This is a genomic window from Mycobacterium sp. PO1 (genome assembly GCF_017312405.1).
Lineage (GTDB): Bacteria > Actinomycetota > Actinomycetes > Mycobacteriales > Mycobacteriaceae > Mycobacterium.
Genome location: NZ_BLTG01000005.1, coordinates 42,091 through 58,593, shown reverse-complemented (window position 1 = coordinate 58,593; position 16,503 = coordinate 42,091). Strand labels below are relative to the sequence as shown.

Below are 16,503 nucleotides of genomic sequence, written 5' to 3'. Positions count from 1 at the left end.
GGCGAGGTCAGGGGGCGAAGGAGCGGTAGCCGACGTAGAACGCCAGCGCACGATCGGGTGTGGAGAACAGGATTCGTGACCCCTTCGGGAAGAAGATCGCGTCCTTGGCGCGGGCGATCTCGACCTGTCCGGTGTCGACGTTCTCCAGCCGGAATTCGCCCTCCAGGACGATCTTCATCTCGTCGTAGTCGTAGTAGTAGTCCAGCGGCGCGTCGGTGTTGCGCAGTTCGAAGTAGCCCGAGCACATCGGCACCCCGTTGGGGTTGGCGTAGACGTCGTCGATGAAGCCCTAGGTACCGGGATACTGCTCCAGCGGCATCTGGGGCAGGGTCTTCCAGAACCCGGACGTCACCAGGAAGGTCGGCGCGGCGGTACTCGTCATCAAGCCTCCAGCATGATCTCTGTCAGGAAACAGCGTCTGATGAGAGGAAACCACGGCTGCGTTTCGGGCAGATTAATCTCGGTAGCGCGCAGGTATCACCTCCGGCGACCCGGTCGCGAACGTGCATTCCCGGTAGCGCCGCGCGCACGACAACGACAGGGAACGCACGTTCGCGGGTGGTGCTAGATCATCTGCTTGCGGGTCAGCCATCGCATGATGGGCCAGCCCAGGAACACCGGCAGCCAGCAGGTCAGGATCCGATACAGCAGCACGGCGGGCACCGCCACCGCCGCGGACACCCCGAACGCGGCCAGGCCGCCGATGAGCGCCGCTTCGACGGCCCCCACCCCACCCGGTGTCGGGGCAGCCGACGCCAGCGTTCCGCCGACCATCGTCACGATCGTCACGGTCACGAAGTTCACGTCACCGCCGAACGCTTCGATGCTGGCCCACAGCGCCAGCGCCGAGCCGAGTGTCGTTGTGGCGCAACCCAGAATGATCACCGCAAGCCGCTTGGGCTCCCGGGCGAGCACCACGAGATCGTCGATGACCTCTTTCAGCCGCGGCCGCAGCGAACTGCCCAGCCAGCGCCGCAGCTTGGGCACGATCAGGAACACCCCCACCGCGCCCAACGCGGCGCCGGCGATCAGGTAGATCACCGTCGTGCTCGGCACGAACTGCGACAGGTCCGCCGACGCGCCCGCCGCGGCACTGAAGAACACCAGCAACGTGATGTGGGTGAGCACCTGCACCGACTGCTGCAGCGCCACCGCGGTGGTCGCCCGCAACGCGCCGAGCCCAGCCTTCTGCAGGAAGCGGGTGCTCAACGCCAGTCCACCCACCCCGGCCGGGGTCGTCGTCGCCGCGAACGTGTTGGCGACCTGCATGATCGTCAGCGTGCGGAACTTGACCAGCCCGTCGGCGCACGCCCACAGCGCCGCAGCGGCGCCGACGTACTTCAGCGCCGAGACCGCCAACCCAACCAGCGCCCACCACCAGTTCGCGTTGCGCAATTCAGAGAAGAACACCGGCACCGAGCTGATGAACGGGTAGGCGACGTAGACGAGCGCCACCAGCAGCACCATCTGGATGATCTGGTTGCGGGTGAACCGCGTGATGGTCGCGGTGGTGATCTGGTCGGCGCCGGTCTGGCGTTTGACCTCGTCTCGCGCCGCCGCCATGACGGACCCGGCATCGCTCACCGCGTCGCGGACCCGCTTGGGCATCGCCACCTTGGTCAGCCGCCGCGACGCGGCGAGCACCGCCTCGTTGCCGAACACCGTGATCGCGGCGGCCACCGCGTCCTCGGCGCCGTACAACTCGGTGGTGGTGATCAGCAGTTGGGCGATGTCGGTGTGCAGATGCGCCTCGGAGGCCCCGTATTCGGCGTGGGCGAACCCGCCGAACATCGGGGTGCCGTCGACGACGGTGATCTCCTTGGCGCGCAGGTCGCCGTGCGAGATCTGCTGGCTGTGCAGCATGGCCAGCGAGTCCCACACCCGCGCGACCGGAGTGGTGTCCATGCACCGGGGCAGGTCGATGCCCTCGGCAGGTCGGTGTGCATACAGCGTCCAGCCGCGCTCGAGCGCCGCCACCGCGATCGGGGTGGAGTTCGACAACGCAAGCTCACCGACGGCGATGGCCATCAGCGCGCGATGCTCCACCGCCCGGCGCATCGACGGCTGGATCGGCGCCGTCTCGCTGTCGCGCAGCCGGACCTTGCGCCAGAACTGCCGCAGAAAGCCGCCACCACGTTGATGAGGACCGTACAACTCGACCACGGCGGCCCGTGCCTCGCCGCCATCGCCGTCGCCGCGATCGCGCCGCGCGGACAACAGCATGGGGCCACGGCCGGCCGGGCGCAGCACCGCCAACGCCGACACCGTGAACCCGCGACGCGCCATCGCACGCACCGCACCGTCCAGCGGCACCTCCAGGGCCGGCGTGCCCACCACCAGCACCACCAGCGCCCCGACGAACCAGCCGACGGCCAGCCCCAACAACGAGCGGGCCGGTACGACGGCGCTGACCACCAGATGGATCGGCACGAACGCCAGCAGCAACGCCCACCACCAGTGCCGCCAGCGGGCCGGCAGCCACGGGCCGGACACCGTCAGCACCGCTGCCAGCATCGCGATCCACCGCGGGTCGTCGAGGAACTGTGACAACACCGTGTCCAGGCGGTCGGACAGATCGAAGTGCCAGCGCGGCGCGGCGATGCCGTTTCCGGTGATCGACAACAGCAGCAGTGCGCTGAGCCCGGCCGCGGCGTAGGCACCCAACAGCTTCCATTGCCGCGACGCGATCAGGCCGATCAGGATCACGAACGGCAACGCGAAGATCGCTACGCCGTAGATGAGGTAGACGGTGTTGGACTGCGTCGGGGTCAGCACGCCGATGATCTCGGAGATCGATCGCTCCAGCGTCTCCCACTCGTATCGGGTGATCAGCGAGCTGGTCACGACGATGAGCAGGAAGATGCCGGACAGCGCCAGCCGCAGGATGTCGTTGGTGCGACGGATCAACGGCTGAAGCAAGCTGCCTGTTACGGCAATCTCGCGTCCGTCAACTCGCATGACTCAACGATCTCTCGACTCGGCCCGGGAGCCGTGCTCGGCTCACCGACAACTTAGCGATTGTTTGTGCGGCGTTGGCAGAGGTTGACAGGCGCGGACCGAAAAGGGGTGCGGTTGGGCGCGGGCGCACACCGCCCCCGGGTCAGAAAGTCGTCAGATTTTCGGCGGACGGTGTCTTTTCTCGTCCACTCAATGGGTGTCTATTTGTCAGCCGTACACCAAAAGAAAAAGGGCGCCCCTGAAAAGGGGCGCCCCGATTCCGGGAACGGTCACTCGACGGTGACGTAATACACCATGCCGACGGGCACATCCTGCCGCGTCTCGTTGATGACGTACTGGTCGTTCTCGTAAACCGTGTCGTTGATGGTGGGTCCCGGAATCACCGACACGATGTCCGCCTCGGACAGCGGCGCGCCGGAACGGTTCTCCACGATCACGCGGTCGCCGCCGGACTTCAGCTCGGCGATCGCCTCAGCAGCGTTGTCGCCGGGGTTCGGCAACGCTGCAGCAGGCGCAGCCAGCCCCAGAACCAGGGCCGAAAGCCCGGTGCCAACCACAGTCGCGCCGGCGGTGATGAACTTCTTCGTCATACGGGTGATGCTCCCTTCTTTCCACATCGGAGCCGTGGAGCAATCTGCGACGTCTTGACACAATCGTCCGATCAGCTCTCGTACACACCGGGTTTCCCCGATCTTCTTGTTGAAACAACCCGGGGGAAGTGACAATTTCATTGCGACGGGGTCGTTCGCATATTGGCCAGGACCGTGGCGGGAAGGCGCATCAGCGAGATACCGCACTCTGCTTCGAGCTGCCACAGAATGAGTTCGGGTTGTTGATAGCTCGGCGCTTCACGCCGGCGATTTCGGAGGTGGAAGCCATCTCGGCTCCCACGCCACGCGTGCGTGCACAGCAGGACTGTGCGCCCCTGGGGACGCACAGTCCTGTCACTCACACCTGTGTGGTCATTCCACTGTGAGGTAGTACACCTGACCCACCGGGACGTCCTGGCGGTTCTCGTTGTTGGCATACGGATCCTGCACACCGATCCTTTCACGGATGTCGGGCCCTGGGGTGATGGCCACCACTTGCGCCTCGGCGAGTGGGGCATCGCTGAGGTTCTCGACATACACGCGGTTGCCGCCACCTTTCAACTCGGCGACGGCGTCAGCGGCGTTGTCGCCGACCACCGGTTCGGCCACGGCGGGGGACGCCACCAAGAGCGCAGCGGCAGACAACCCGCCTGCGACACCGGCAATCACGTTTGCTTTCTTCATCTTTGGTTCTCCTGCAGATTCGGTTCTACGAAACACGAACAAGCCAACAAGTGTTGAGGCTGTAAGGTCATTGACGGGGTTGCCAATTCACCAGCTCGTCAAACGTCTGCAACCGGAGCACCTCGTGGTCAGCAGTATCGATGTTGTCCTGCTACGGATCTGTAGGACGCCGATTCTGCAGTCGCTTGGCCAGCCCCGAGGCTCGCATCGCGCGTTGGCCGATCGCCGCGCGGACAGCTGACTCGGGGCCGACCACCACGACACGCTTCTTGGCTCGCGTCACTGCGGTGTAGAACAATTCCCTTGTCAGCAAACGGGATTCCGGTGGGGGAAGCAGCACGGTCACCTCATCGGCCTGACTGCCCTGGCTCTTGTGGATCGTCATCGCGAACATCGTCTCCACCTCGCCCAACCGGCTGGGCGCAAAGTCCGCCGAACCGATGTGCGCCCGTAATCCCTGGGTGGAGGCCACCACCACACCGGCATCGCCGTTGTAGACGCCCAATCCGTAGTCGTTGGCGGTGACCAACACCGGCCGTCCCGCATACCACGGCGTCCACAACGGCTGGCCGGAGTCCTCGGCCAACCAGCCCTCGACCCGCCGATTCCACACCGCGACCCCGAACGGTCCGCGCCGATGCGCACAGAGCAGACGGTGCTCCTCGAGAATCGACCGCGCCGCCGGCGCGTCACCGAGGACCGCGGCCCGGCGCATACGGACGGCCCGCTCGAGCAGCGAGTCGCGCAGAGCGTCGACCGCGTCGGTCGTGTCCACCCAGCCGATGGCGTCGCCCCCGCGGCGGAGCACGTCCATCGCCGCGTCGTCGTCACCGGTGCGCACCGCGTGCGCCAACGCCCCGATCGACTGGCCGAACCGGTGGGGCGTCTTGAGCTCCACGACACCGACGTCGCCGAGCCCCTCGACCAGGTCCGCGAGCACCGCGCCGGCATCGACCGACGCCAGCTGGTCGGGATCACCGACGAGCACCAGCCGCGCATCCGGCCGCACCGCTTCCAGCAGCCGCGCCATCATCGTCAGCGACACCATCGAGGTTTCGTCGATCACCACGACGTCATACGGCAGCCGATTGTGGCGGTGGTGCCGGAACCGTGACGAGGTGTCGGGCCTGCTGCCCAACAACCGGTGCAGCGTCGTCGAGCGCACACCCGCCAGCCGGCGCTGGTCGACCGGAGACAGCCGCGCGACCTCCAGGGCGACCGCCTCCTGCAGTCGGGCAGCGGCCTTACCCGTCGGCGCGGCCAGTGCCATCCGCAGCCCGGTGCCGCCGGTGAAGTCTGCCTGTTCGGCCAGAGCCGCAAGCAACCGGGCCACTGTCGTCGTCTTGCCCGTGCCCGGGCCGCCGGTCAGGATCGTAAGCCGTTGCGCCACAGCGGCCTCCGCGGCCGCCCGCTGCTCGGCGTAGCCCTCGGGGAACAGACGTGTCAGGTCGGGCGCCGCCGCGTCGGGTGCCGGGTAGGCAGCCAGCCGCGCCGCGACGTCACTACACACCTGCTGCTCTTCGAGCCAGTACCGGTCGAAATACAGCAGCTCGTCGAGAAGTCTGAGCACCGGCGGGTTGCCCGCCAGCGGGCTGGCGCGCACCGCAGCCAGCCATGCCTGCGGCTCCGGCCAGGGGAGGTCGACCGCGACGTCCGCCGCGTCCCGGCCGCGCACCGACGCCAGGTCCACGCAGACCGACCCATTGCGCAATGCGGCGACCAGCAGGCCCACCGCGAGTCCCACCCGAGAGTCGGATTCGCCGGCCATCTCACAAAGCCGCTGAGCGACAACGGTGTCCGAGAGATCGAGGGTGCCGGCGTCGACCCACTGCGTCAGGTTCACCGGGTGGCTCCCGTGTGCAGCAGGTCGGACAACGCTGCCACGAGCGCGCCCGGCGGGTGCCAGCTGAACACCCCGGCGGGCACGCCGTCCTCTGTCGGGGTGGCGGGGCCGCACATTCCACGCAAGAACAGATACAACACGCCGCCGAGATGGCGCTCCGGGTCGTAACCCGGCTGCCGCCAACGCAGGAAACGATGCAGTGCAACGAGATACAGCAATGCCTGCAGGGGATAGTCGGAATGCAGCATCGCCTCGACCAGCCTGGGCTGCCGGTAGTCGGCAGCGGTGAGCGGCGCATCAGAGGTGCCGAGCCAGTTCGTCTTGTAATCCACCACCAGGTATCTGTCGTCGAGGCGAATCACCGCGTCCACCGAGCCGGTCAGATACCCACGCAACGACTGCCGCCCCAGCGGTGCGCTGCTGAGCCGCGTGGAATACCCGGCGAGTGGATCGGCGGCCGGCAGATGGGCGGCGAGCAACGCGCCCACGTCGGCGAGTCGGATGTCGGGTGTCCGGTCGCCGGCGTCACCACCGGCCAGCGGGAGCTCGAAGTCGAGTTCGGTCAGGCGATCCCGCAGACCGATCCGCCTCAGGGTGGTGTTGCCGGCCAGCGGACCCAACGGGGTGTCGTGCAGCGGCACCAGTGCGGCCGCCAATTCGTTGTCCGGCACGTCGACCGGCCACCATACCGAGTGCACCTCGACCTGCTCCGCCAGTTCGGCGGCCAGGTCGGCGGCGAACGGATCTGCGGTCTGCAGCACAGCGTGCACGAGGGTGCCGAACTTGGCCCCGGTCGGCAGTGCAGCCATCGGTGAGGACATGTCGACGCCGGCGGCCGCCGGCGCCGGTGTCAAACCTGCCGTCTCACCCACCTCGTCGTCGAGTTCGGCGACTTCGGGTTCGCTGCTCACCCCGGCGGGCTCGACGTCGCGGATCAGCCCGGAGTACGACGTGCGCCGCCACGTAGTGTCGATCGAGCGGTGGAAATGCCGCACCGCCAACCCGTGAGGGGACGGGATGGGCGGTGGTGCCGGGGCCGGGGTGATGACGGACTCCTCGAGCACCAGACCGCCCGCAGTTTCCCACTCGCGCAGTCTGGTCCGCGCTTCGTCATCGGTCACGCGGTCCGGACACCGGTCGGGCACCGTGGACTCCCCGGGGCCGCGGCCCCGCAGCAGACGCGAAAGCCCGCCGCTCGGCTCGTCCCACGCGGGCGCCCACCAGGCCACCAGCTGAGACTGCGCGCGGGTCATTGCGACATACGTCAGGCGGATGTGATCACCGGCCTGCTCGTGACCGCCCTGGACGGTGACCGGGTTGAAGTCGGGGCTGTCCGGGCCGCCGATGTGCAGACATCGGGTGTGGCCGTCATGGAAACCGACGAACTCCGAGTCGTGCAGCCGGCGGTTGAACCCGAACGGCAGATACACCACCGGGAACTGCAGCCCCTTGCTGGCGAACACCGTCATGATCTGCACTGCCGCCGCATCGCTGTCGAGGCGCCGGCTGTGTTCGGTGGCGCCGCGGGCCTCGCGTTGGGTGCGGAGCCAATCGCGCAGCGCCGGAAGGCCGTAGTGTTCGCGGTGCGCGGTCTCGTGCAGCAGCTGGGCGATGTGGGCGAGGTCGGTCATGTGCCGCTCACCGCCCGCATAGGACAGCACGCGGCGGCTCAGCCCGCTCTGCTGCGCCGCCTCGAAGACGGCGGCGATGCCGCGCTCGCGGGCGTGATCGGCCCACTCCCGCAGCGTCTCGGTGACGCGGTCGGTCAGCTCGTCGCCGCCGCGGGCGAGGCTCTCGGCGGTCTCGCCGAAGAACCGGGTCGCGGCCGCCGCGCGCACCAGGCCGCTGCGGTGCGGCTGGTCGAATGCCTCCAGCAGGTAGAGCCAGTCGTCGGCGGCCGGCGAGCGATAGACGTCGGAGTCACCGGTGTACACGCTCGGGATTCCGGCGGCGGCGAGCGCTTCGTGACAGCGGCGGGCGTCGTCGTGCAACTCGACGATGACAGCGATGTCGCGGGCCTGGACCGGGGCGCCGTCGAACGTCGCGTCACTGCCGAGCAGCGTGGCCACGTCGGCGGCCAGGTCGGCGCAGATGTGCCGGCGCAGCTTCGCGATCGGGATCGTGCTGCCCTGACGGGTACCGAAGGTGTCGCGGCCGACGACTCTCATCCGAAACGGCTCGCCGTGGGGGGCGCCCGTCAACCGGCGGGTTTGGTGGTGGGCCGAGACCTCGCGGACCTTGATGTCGGGGTCGCCGAGTTCGGCGCCACCGAGCACCACCTGCAGGCAGTCGACCAGCGCACGATCACTGCGCCAGTTCACGCTCAGGGTGCGTTGATCAGCGGCGCCGCGGGCAGCGTCGAGGTAGGTCACGATGTCGCCGCCGCGGAAACCGTAGATGGCCTGTTTGGGGTCGCCGATGAGGATCACCGTCGACCGGCCGGAGAAGGCGCGGTTGATGACCTGCCACTGCACCGGGTCGGTGTCCTGGAATTCGTCGACCATCACGATGGACCAGCGCTGGTACATGCGGGCGCGTGCGGGGGAGTCGGGCGTGCGCAGCGCGTCGGCGAGCCGGGACAGCAGGTCGTCGTAGCTGAGGATGCCGAGCCGCCGTTTGCGCTGGTCCAGTTGGCGCAGAACGTCTTCGGCGAACATCACCCGCACGGCCGGCTCCGAACCCGGTGCGGGGTCGGTGGGCCGCAACTGCGCGTGCGGATTCCGAACCACCTCCCGGGCCAGCCGAAGCGCGTCCTTGCGGGTCAGCACCGGTTCGCCCGGCGCCGCCCCGAAGTGCGCCAGGTACAGGTCATCGACGATCTCGGTGACCAGGTCGTCGAGGCTTTCGACGAGCGTCACCCCCGCGTCGGTGTCCCCGGCGACGCCCAGCGATCTGAGCACCAGATGGCAGAACTGGTGGGTGGTCGCGATCGTCGCGGCGTCGAAACCGGCGAGCGCATCACGCAGACGTTCCCGGCGCGCGGCGAGGTCGGCCGGCGACCCGTCGACGATGTGGCGGACGACGTCATTGTGGGTCGGATCGTGGGGATGATCGAGCGCATGCAGAGTGTCCAGGACGGCCCGGCGCACCCGCTCCCGCAACTCCTGGCTGGCCGCCCTTGAAAACGTGATCAGCAGCATCTCGTCCAATGTGGCCACGCCCTCGGCGAGGTAGCGGGTCACCAGGCCGGCCAGCGCGAAAGTCTTTCCCGTGCCGGCGCTGGCTTCCAGCACCGTCGTCGAGCAGGCGGCGGGCAGTGGCCCCAGCAGATCGAACCGTTGCATCAGTGCCCGGTCCTCTCGGCACGCAGCAGCGGTGACCACAGCCGTGCCGCGTAAGCACCGAGCCGGGTGCGTTCGCCGTCGAACTCCTCGCCGTCTCGCACCGGCTCGAGCAGGACGTCCAACGGTGCGCCCACGCCCCAAACCCGTTGCACGGCGGGCTCGTCCCTGTCCCACTTCCACTTCGCGGCGGCGTCGCGTTCGGGCAACCCGGCGGTGTGGCGTGCCTCCGCCCAGGCATAGGACGTCTTGACCGGCAGCGGCAGCGGCTCCCTGCGGCCGGCGTCGTAGATGGCGACCAGATCTGTCAGCACGGCGACCGCGTGCGCGGGCGCGCCCAGCAGCCGTTGCACGGGTTCGTGCCCTCGCCGGCCTCGGCCGATCACCAGCGCGGTCCAGTCACCGCCGGGATGGCACGCCGCCAATGCCAGCAGCGCGAGCCACGGTTCCAGTAGATGACGACCGTCGAGTTTGGAGTAGGTCACCTCGACGATGCGCTGCCCGTGCACCCCGGGCACCGTGCCGGTGAGCCGGCGACCGCCGCCGAGCTGCAGGTCGATGTCGAAGGCGCGGGGTTGTGAGTCGCGGTGTGGCTGTGCGGCGGTGGCGAGCTGAGCCGCCTGGTCGCGCAGCTCCTGCGCTTTGCGCCAACCCAGCCGCCCGGGCGGCAGAGAGCCGCGCCGCCACTCCATCTGGCGTGCCCGGTCGGGCGGATGACCGCGCAGCATGTCCTGCAACATCCGATCTCCGACGACCCACTCCTGCAACGCGTCGATCTCCACGGGTATCGCGTCGGCCACGCCGTCGACGTCCCACGGCAGCGTGTAGTCCAGCGCGCGGAAGAACCCCTTCACCGGGTCTTTGACGAACGCGGTCAGCTCGCTCAGCGCGACGTCTGCGGCAAGCGGTGCGGTCACCGGTCCGCTCAGGAAGCCGGGCTCGGGGCCGCGGTCCGTCGAGGCGGCCTCGGCCGCTGTCAACGCGGTCGGGTCGAATGTGAACGGCGTGTCGGCCGGCATGCCGAGTGCACCGCGGGTCACGTTGCGAACATCGAAGGGCTGCAACGGATGCCGGATGACGATGCGGTCGCTGACCGGCTCAGGGGTGGTCCCGTCCAGCGCGTCGAGCAGCTCCACGAGCGGAACGGCGGGCGGACGGTGGGCGCCGCTGTACTCGTTGGCGCCGGTATAGGTGATCACCAGCCGTTCGGTCGCCGAACAGATCGCGTCGAGGAGCAGCTGGCGGTCCTCGGAACGCGGATCGCGCTCACCGGTCAGCGGATCGCGGGCCAGCACGTCATCACCGTCGACGACACCGGAGCGCGGGAACACGCCGTCGTCGAGACCGACCAGGCACACCACCCGGTGCGGTACGGCGCGCATCGGCACCATCGTGCACACCGTGAGCGTGCCGGTGCGGAAGTTGGCCCGGGTCGGCCGTCCGCTCAGCTGGCGCCTCAGCAGGGCCCGCACATCGGGCAGCCGCAACACCGTCTCGGCCCGCGGGCCCGCATCGGCCAGGATGGTGGCGAGCTCACGCTCCAATTGCGAAGCCTGCCAGGCATTGTCGTCGTCGACCGCGGTCAGCGATGCGACGCCGTCAGACACCGCGGTCAGCCACTGCCGCAGCGGCTTCGTCCCCGACAAGGCCTGCACCGTGGCCTGCAGCCGCGCGACGAACTCGGCCAACCGGCCTGCCAGTTCGACACGGTTGCTGCTCACGTCGTCCAACGGCAGCGTGGTGTCCAGCCACGCCTGCGAATCATCGGACATCGCCACCCCGGCCAGAATGCGGTCGATGCCGAAACGCCAAGTGTTGTGGATGAATTCGCCGACTCCGAAAGGTTCGCGGTGCGTCGAGTCGAAACCCCAGCGGATGTTGGCCTCGCGCACCCAGGCCGTCACGGCGTCGAGGTCGTCGTCGGTGAACCCGAAGCGGGCCCGCACCGGCGCCGCCACGGCCACATCGAGCACCTCACTGGCGGTGGCCCGGCCCGCGGCCAGGGCGAGCAGCTGCCCGGCCAGACCCAGCAGCGGGTTGGTCTGGACCAGCGCCCGGTCGGCGAGCCGCACCCGCAGGTGATGCGCCGGGTGGGGATCGCCCACCACCTCACCGAGCCCGAACCCGGCCACGATCAGCGGCGCGTAGGTCTCGATGTCGGGGCACATGACCAGGATGTCGCGGGGCTGCAGCGACGGGTCGTCGGCCAGCAACCCCAACAGCACCTCGCGCAGGACGTCGACCTGCCGGGCGGCGCCGTGACAGCTGTGCACCTGCACCGAACGGTCATCTGTTGCGAGCGATCGGCCTTCGGGGCGAACGGCGTTGGCGGCGATGTCGGACTGCAGCCAGCCCAGCAGCGTGTCCGGGCGGGCCCCAGCCGGGCGGTGCTCGTCGGTGGCGCGCTCGGCGGGCAGGATGCGTTGCAGCTCTCTGGTGTCGCGGCCCAGTGTCACCAGAAGGGGATGTGCGGCGCCACGATGGCTGGTGTCGGCCCGGCGCGGCACCGCACCGCACACCTCGGTCAGTCGATCCCACAGCGCCCCGCTCGGATGTGGCAGCCACAGATGCAGGTCATGGTGCACCGACAGCGCCTCGAGCAGTTCCAGGTCGGTGCGGGGCAGTCGGGTGTGACCGAACAACGACACCCGGGCGGGTAGATCGCCGGGCGCGGTGCGCAACCGGGCCACGGCCCGGGCATGCCGCACGTGCGGCGGGTCGGCGGCAATGCGGTCGACCAGCTCGCGCCACAGCTGCGGCTGCCACTGCAGATCGGCCCCCAGCTCCCCGGTGTCACCGTCGAGCCAGTCGATCAACAGCTGCGGGCGTTGCCGGGCATACGAATCGAACAACCCGGCCAGCCGGCGCGCCACCGCATAGCGGCGACCCAACCGCAGTTCACGTTCCTCACCACTGTCGAAGTGCCCGAGATGGGCGGCCAGCGTCGCGCACCAGGGTGCGTCGAGACCGGCGTCGATGACCTCGAGCAACGGCCACACCAACGCGTCCGGTGCCCACGGATCCTCGTCACCGGTGCCGGTCAGTTCGGCGAGCAGCGAACGTGGGTGACGAAACGTCACCCCGGCGCAGACGCCGTCGCCGCCCGGGCCGGCGCCCAAGACATGGGACAGACGCTGACTGAGCCAACGCTCCATGCCGCGCGCCGACACCAACACGAGATCCTCGGCGAACGGATCGGCAAGAGGGGCGGCCAGCACGTCACCGAGTCCGTCGGCGAGCAGATCGGTGCGGTCGGCCCGATGGAGATGAAGCGCCATCGCCGTTCACAGTACGGTCACCCCGCGCGGCGGCGACCGGCTCAGCCCGATTCCACCACGTTGCCGAGGCCGGAGTTACCGATCTGCGGCTCGCCGCGGGCATAGGTGACGCGGTTGTCGAAACCCGAGGCGGTGATGCTCTGCGCGAACTCCACCGTCACGACGTTGTCGAACCCCGAGACCGTGACCACCGCGCACTCGCCTCGGATGTCGACCGAGTTGCGCATCCCGCTGACACTGACCGCGCCGCCGGCGCAGACCACGCTGCGCTGTTCATCGATGCCGCTGACGCTCAGCGACTGGCCAGCGACGACGGTGGGGGCTGGATCGGCCTCGACGGTGCGCGGCTCGCGCGGCTCGGCGACGGGCGTGTCGAGCCGCCCGCCGCCTCCCGCGATGGTCGGTGCGACGGGACCGTCGGCCCCGGGTCCGGCGGTCCGGGCGACGTGCACGGCGAGCAACGCCGCCATTCCGACCACGACCACCCCGAGGATGGTCAGCGGTAGCCCCCACAGCAGTCTGCTGCTCTTGCGCACCACATGCTGAGGCGGCGAATAGTACGGCGAACCCCACTGCGGACCGGACGGCGGAGGCGCCGACCACGGCGGGGGCTGGACATGGCCCGGGACGTCCTGATGCCGGTACTGCGGACCTGATCCGTCAGAGGGGGGTGCCGATCGATACGGTGGGGTGCCCAGTTCGCTGGCGTCGGCCTGCTGGGCAAGCGGGCGCTCGAGGTCGCGGATGCGCGCCTCGGGGTCCCCGTCCGGCTCCATGCGCAGATGGTTGCACACCGATCGTCGCTGCTCAACGGTTGTTCGGCCGACGTGCCGACGGCCGATCTGACCAAACGCTGACCTCCACGCAGCGTCAGGGTTCGCCGCATCGGTGCGGTGGTATTCCTGCGACATGGTGGCGGCAGGTCTGGTGGCCATCGGCAGTGGTCCTGCCGGTGTCAGCGCGGCGGAGACGTTCCGCGCCCGGCACCGCGGCATTCCTGTGCGCATCCTGTCCAGCGACCCCGCCCTGCCCTACGCCAAACCGCCGCTGAGCAAGCAGTTCCTGTGCGGGCGGCCCGCCGACCTCGATCTGCACAGTGAGGGCTGGTTCGAGCGCAACCGCATCGACCTGCTGCGCGGGGTGACGGTGCAGCGCATCGACGTCGACGCCCAGGAGGTCGTCACCGCGGGCGGTGCCCGCTACCCCTACTGGCATCTGGTGATCGCCTCCGGTGCCGCCCCGGTACCACCGGCCGTGCCGGGCGGCCGCACCGCGCAGCCGCTGCGCTCGTTCGCCGATGCGGTGGCGTTGAAGATGGCGGCACGGCACGCCGGCACCGCCGTGGTGATCGGCGCGGGTCTGATCGGCTGTGAGGCCGCGGGCTGCCTCGCCGCGCTCGGAGTGGCCACCACCGTCGTCGCGCCCGAACCGGTGCCGCTGCTGCGACGATTCGGTGTCGACGTCGGCGAGCGGGTGGTCAAGATGCTCTTCGACGCCGGGGTGCGCTTCGTCGGATCGGCCGATGTCACGGCGGTCGTGGAGTCGGGCGTGGTCCTCGCCGGCGGTGAGAGTGTGGACGGGGACGTCGTGGTGGCGGCGACCGGCGTGCGGCCCGACGTGCGGCTCGCCGCCGAAGCCGGCCTGACCATCCGCGCCGGACGGATCGTCGTGGACGAGCAGATGCGCACGTCGGCGCGCAACATCTACGCCGCAGGCGATGTCACGCTGGCCTACAACGTCGCCGCCGGACGGCAGGTCGTCTCCGAGCACTGGCGCGACGCGGCCCTGCAGGGACGCGTCGCCGGCCTGACCGCCGCCGGGGTCCCCGCACAATGGGACACCGCAAGCGGGTTCTCGTGCACGATAGGCACATCCCGGTTGGCCTACCGCGGCTGGGGAGGCCCGTACGAGCGATGCCGTGTGGTGGACCAACGCGACGGCTTCGTCGCGACCTACCACGACGGCGGCGACATCGTGGGGCGGCTGGTCGCTACAACCAGTCCCGTTTCCTGAACATCACGAACAGCACGATCACCAACAGCACGATCACCGCCGAGCTGGTGGCGAAACCGCCGACCGTGTCGATGCCCGGATAGGCGACGTTCTGGCCGTAGAAGCCGGTGATCGCGGTGGGCACGGCGATGATCGCGGCCCATCCGGTGAGCTTCTTCATCACCACGTTCAGGCGGGCGTCCTGCATCGACAGGTTCGTCTCGAACACCGTGGTGATCATGTCGCGCAGCGACTCCGTCCACTCCGAGGCACGCAGCACGTGGTCGTAGAGATCGGCGTAGACCGGGTCGAGCTCGGGAGCCGTCTTGGCGTCCATCCGGCGGTGCTGGATCACCGTGACCACTTCGCGCATCGGCAGCACCACGCGGCGCAACGCGACCAGGTCTTTGCGCAACTGAAATGTCCTGCGCTGCAGGTCTGCCCGGGCCGACCCGTCGAACAAATCGTCCTCCAGGCCCTCGATGCCGTCATCGAGGGCCTGGACCGCGTCGAAGTGACCGTCGACGATGACGTCGAGCAGCCCGTGCACGAGCGAGCCGACCCCGTGCTCCTGACCGCCGAGCTCGTCGAATCGGCGTGAGACGGTGTCGATGTCGAAGTGCGGCGACAGTCGCACCGTGATCAGGCCGCGGGGCAGCACGAACCCGGAGACGCGGTGGATCTCCAGGGTGGACTCCGACATGTCCTCCGGCGCCGGCGACTTGACCGTCACGCCGTAGACGGTGAAGAACGTGTGCGTCTTGTAGACGACGGCCTTGGTGCGTTCGGCGTCGGCGAGCGCATCCTCGACCGCCCACGCATTGAGGGCGAGCTCCTCGGCCAGGTCGGTGAGGATCTCGTGGTCCGGGTCGTAGATGTCGCACCACACCAACGTGTCCTCGGCGGCCAGGCAGTCCGATATCTCGCTGAAGACGAAGTCGTCGACGGGTTTGCCGTGCCGCCACACGCGACCGCGCACATGTGTCACCGCATCATCATCGCCGACGCTGCCGGGGCTGGGCGCGCTGTGTGAGAAGTCAGGGCTGCGATCGGGCCTTTGATCACAGCCAGGAATCCTATTCCGCGTGGGCCCAGCCCGCCGATACCTAGCCGAGCGTGAACTCCTGGGCCAGGCCGTCGATTCCGGCCCGGATCGCCTTCAGTGCGTTCTCCCGCGCCTTGAGTTTGGTGGCCAGATGAGCCCCGGCGTTCAGCGTCGTGGCCGCCTCCTGGGCCACCTGCTGGGCCCGGGACAGGACCTGATCGGCGTCGACGATCTCGTCGAGCCAGCCCGCCGCGATCGCCTCGTCCCCGACATAGGTCGATGCCAGGGCCGTGGCGCGCTGGAACGCCGCCGGCGTCAACCGCATCCGCATCATCTCGATGGCCGAGATCGGGATGGTCATGCCGATCGCCACCTCGATGGCCTGGCATCGCGACTTCGGCCCGCCGACGCGGTGATCGGCCGAGCACAGCAGAAACGAGCCCATCGCGATGGCCGGCCCGGTCGCGGCGATGATCACCGGCACCGGGAAGGTCAACGTCCGCACCGCCAGCTCGAACCCGCCCGAGAGCATGCCCAGCGCTGCCGCCGGATCACCGGACTGGAAGACCGCCAGGTCGAACCCGCCGCTGAACACCCGCGAGTTTCCCGCCAGCACCACGGCCTTGGCGGAGTCGGCCTCGGCCCGGTCCAGCGCTTCGTTGATGGCGCTCTGCATGGCGGGCCCGAGGACGTTGACCTTGCCGTCGTCCAGAGCGATGGTCGCCACGGAGTCCGCGAGTTCGTAGGAAACGATGCCGGTCATGGTCCTCCTGTCGGGTTCAGCCGGACCGAACGTAGCAGCGTTCTCGCCGTCGGCGCCCCCGGGGTGACG

General features: G+C 69.0%; 11 protein-coding genes. 1 reads left to right on the top strand and 10 read right to left on the bottom strand.

Going from position 1 to position 16,503, the window contains the following annotated elements; all coding sequences use genetic code 11:
- Positions 1-7 precede the first annotated feature (7 nt).
- The 8 genes from J3476_RS01600 to J3476_RS01565 form a co-directional block, all read right to left on the bottom strand.
- On the bottom strand, positions 8-283 hold the full coding sequence (locus J3476_RS01600) for an ethanolamine utilization protein (protein WP_286182509.1): 276 nt from the start codon (positions 281-283) through the stop codon (positions 8-10).
- Between the two features lie 281 nt (positions 284-564).
- The gene (locus tag J3476_RS01595) at positions 565-2,958 is read right to left on the bottom strand and encodes a lysylphosphatidylglycerol synthase transmembrane domain-containing protein (protein ID WP_207064866.1); all 2,394 of its coding nucleotides are present in this window, start codon (positions 2,956-2,958) and stop codon (positions 565-567) included.
- 269 nt (positions 2,959-3,227) lie between these two features.
- A complete protein-coding gene (locus J3476_RS01590; protein ID WP_207064865.1) occupies positions 3,228-3,548 on the bottom strand; it encodes a hypothetical protein in 321 nt (106 codons plus the stop codon).
- Positions 3,549-3,920: 372 nt separating this feature from the next.
- Positions 3,921-4,232, bottom strand: a complete 312-nt coding sequence (locus J3476_RS01585; RefSeq protein ID WP_207064864.1) for a hypothetical protein — start codon at positions 4,230-4,232, stop codon at positions 3,921-3,923.
- A 151-nt stretch (positions 4,233-4,383) separates the two neighbouring features.
- Positions 4,384-6,069, bottom strand: coding sequence for an exodeoxyribonuclease V subunit alpha (gene recD / locus J3476_RS01580; RefSeq protein WP_207064924.1), 1,686 nt, complete (start codon positions 6,067-6,069; stop codon positions 4,384-4,386).
- A gap of 2 nt (positions 6,070-6,071) precedes the next feature.
- Positions 6,072-9,359 carry an exodeoxyribonuclease V subunit beta gene (recB, locus tag J3476_RS01575; protein WP_207064863.1) on the bottom strand — a complete coding sequence of 1,096 codons (3,288 nt, stop codon included), beginning with the start codon at positions 9,357-9,359 and terminating at the stop codon, positions 6,072-6,074.
- Complete coding sequence (gene recC / locus J3476_RS01570; protein ID WP_207064862.1) at positions 9,359-12,634, bottom strand: exodeoxyribonuclease V subunit gamma; 3,276 nt, start codon at positions 12,632-12,634, stop codon at positions 9,359-9,361. Before recC ends, recB begins: the two co-directional genes overlap by 1 nt.
- Before the next feature lie 41 nt (positions 12,635-12,675).
- A complete protein-coding gene (locus J3476_RS01565) occupies positions 12,676-13,410 on the bottom strand; it encodes a DUF3060 domain-containing protein (RefSeq protein WP_207064861.1) in 735 nt (244 codons plus the stop codon).
- Positions 13,411-13,543: 133 nt separating this feature from the next.
- Between J3476_RS01565 and J3476_RS01560 the strand changes: the two genes are divergently transcribed.
- Positions 13,544-14,647 (top strand): NAD(P)/FAD-dependent oxidoreductase, encoded by a 1,104-nt coding sequence (locus tag J3476_RS01560; protein ID WP_207064923.1) that lies wholly within the window; start codon positions 13,544-13,546, stop codon positions 14,645-14,647.
- Here the strand turns inward: J3476_RS01560 and J3476_RS01555 are convergent.
- Both J3476_RS01555 and J3476_RS01550 read right to left on the bottom strand, forming a co-directional pair.
- A complete protein-coding gene (locus tag J3476_RS01555; RefSeq protein WP_207064860.1) occupies positions 14,625-15,614 on the bottom strand; it encodes a magnesium transporter CorA family protein in 990 nt (329 codons plus the stop codon). The two genes, J3476_RS01560 and J3476_RS01555, sit on opposite strands and share 23 nt — an antisense overlap.
- A 118-nt stretch (positions 15,615-15,732) precedes the next feature.
- The gene (locus J3476_RS01550) at positions 15,733-16,434 is read right to left on the bottom strand and encodes a crotonase/enoyl-CoA hydratase family protein (RefSeq protein ID WP_207064859.1); all 702 of its coding nucleotides are present in this window, start codon (positions 16,432-16,434) and stop codon (positions 15,733-15,735) included.
- Positions 16,435-16,503 lie beyond the last annotated feature (69 nt).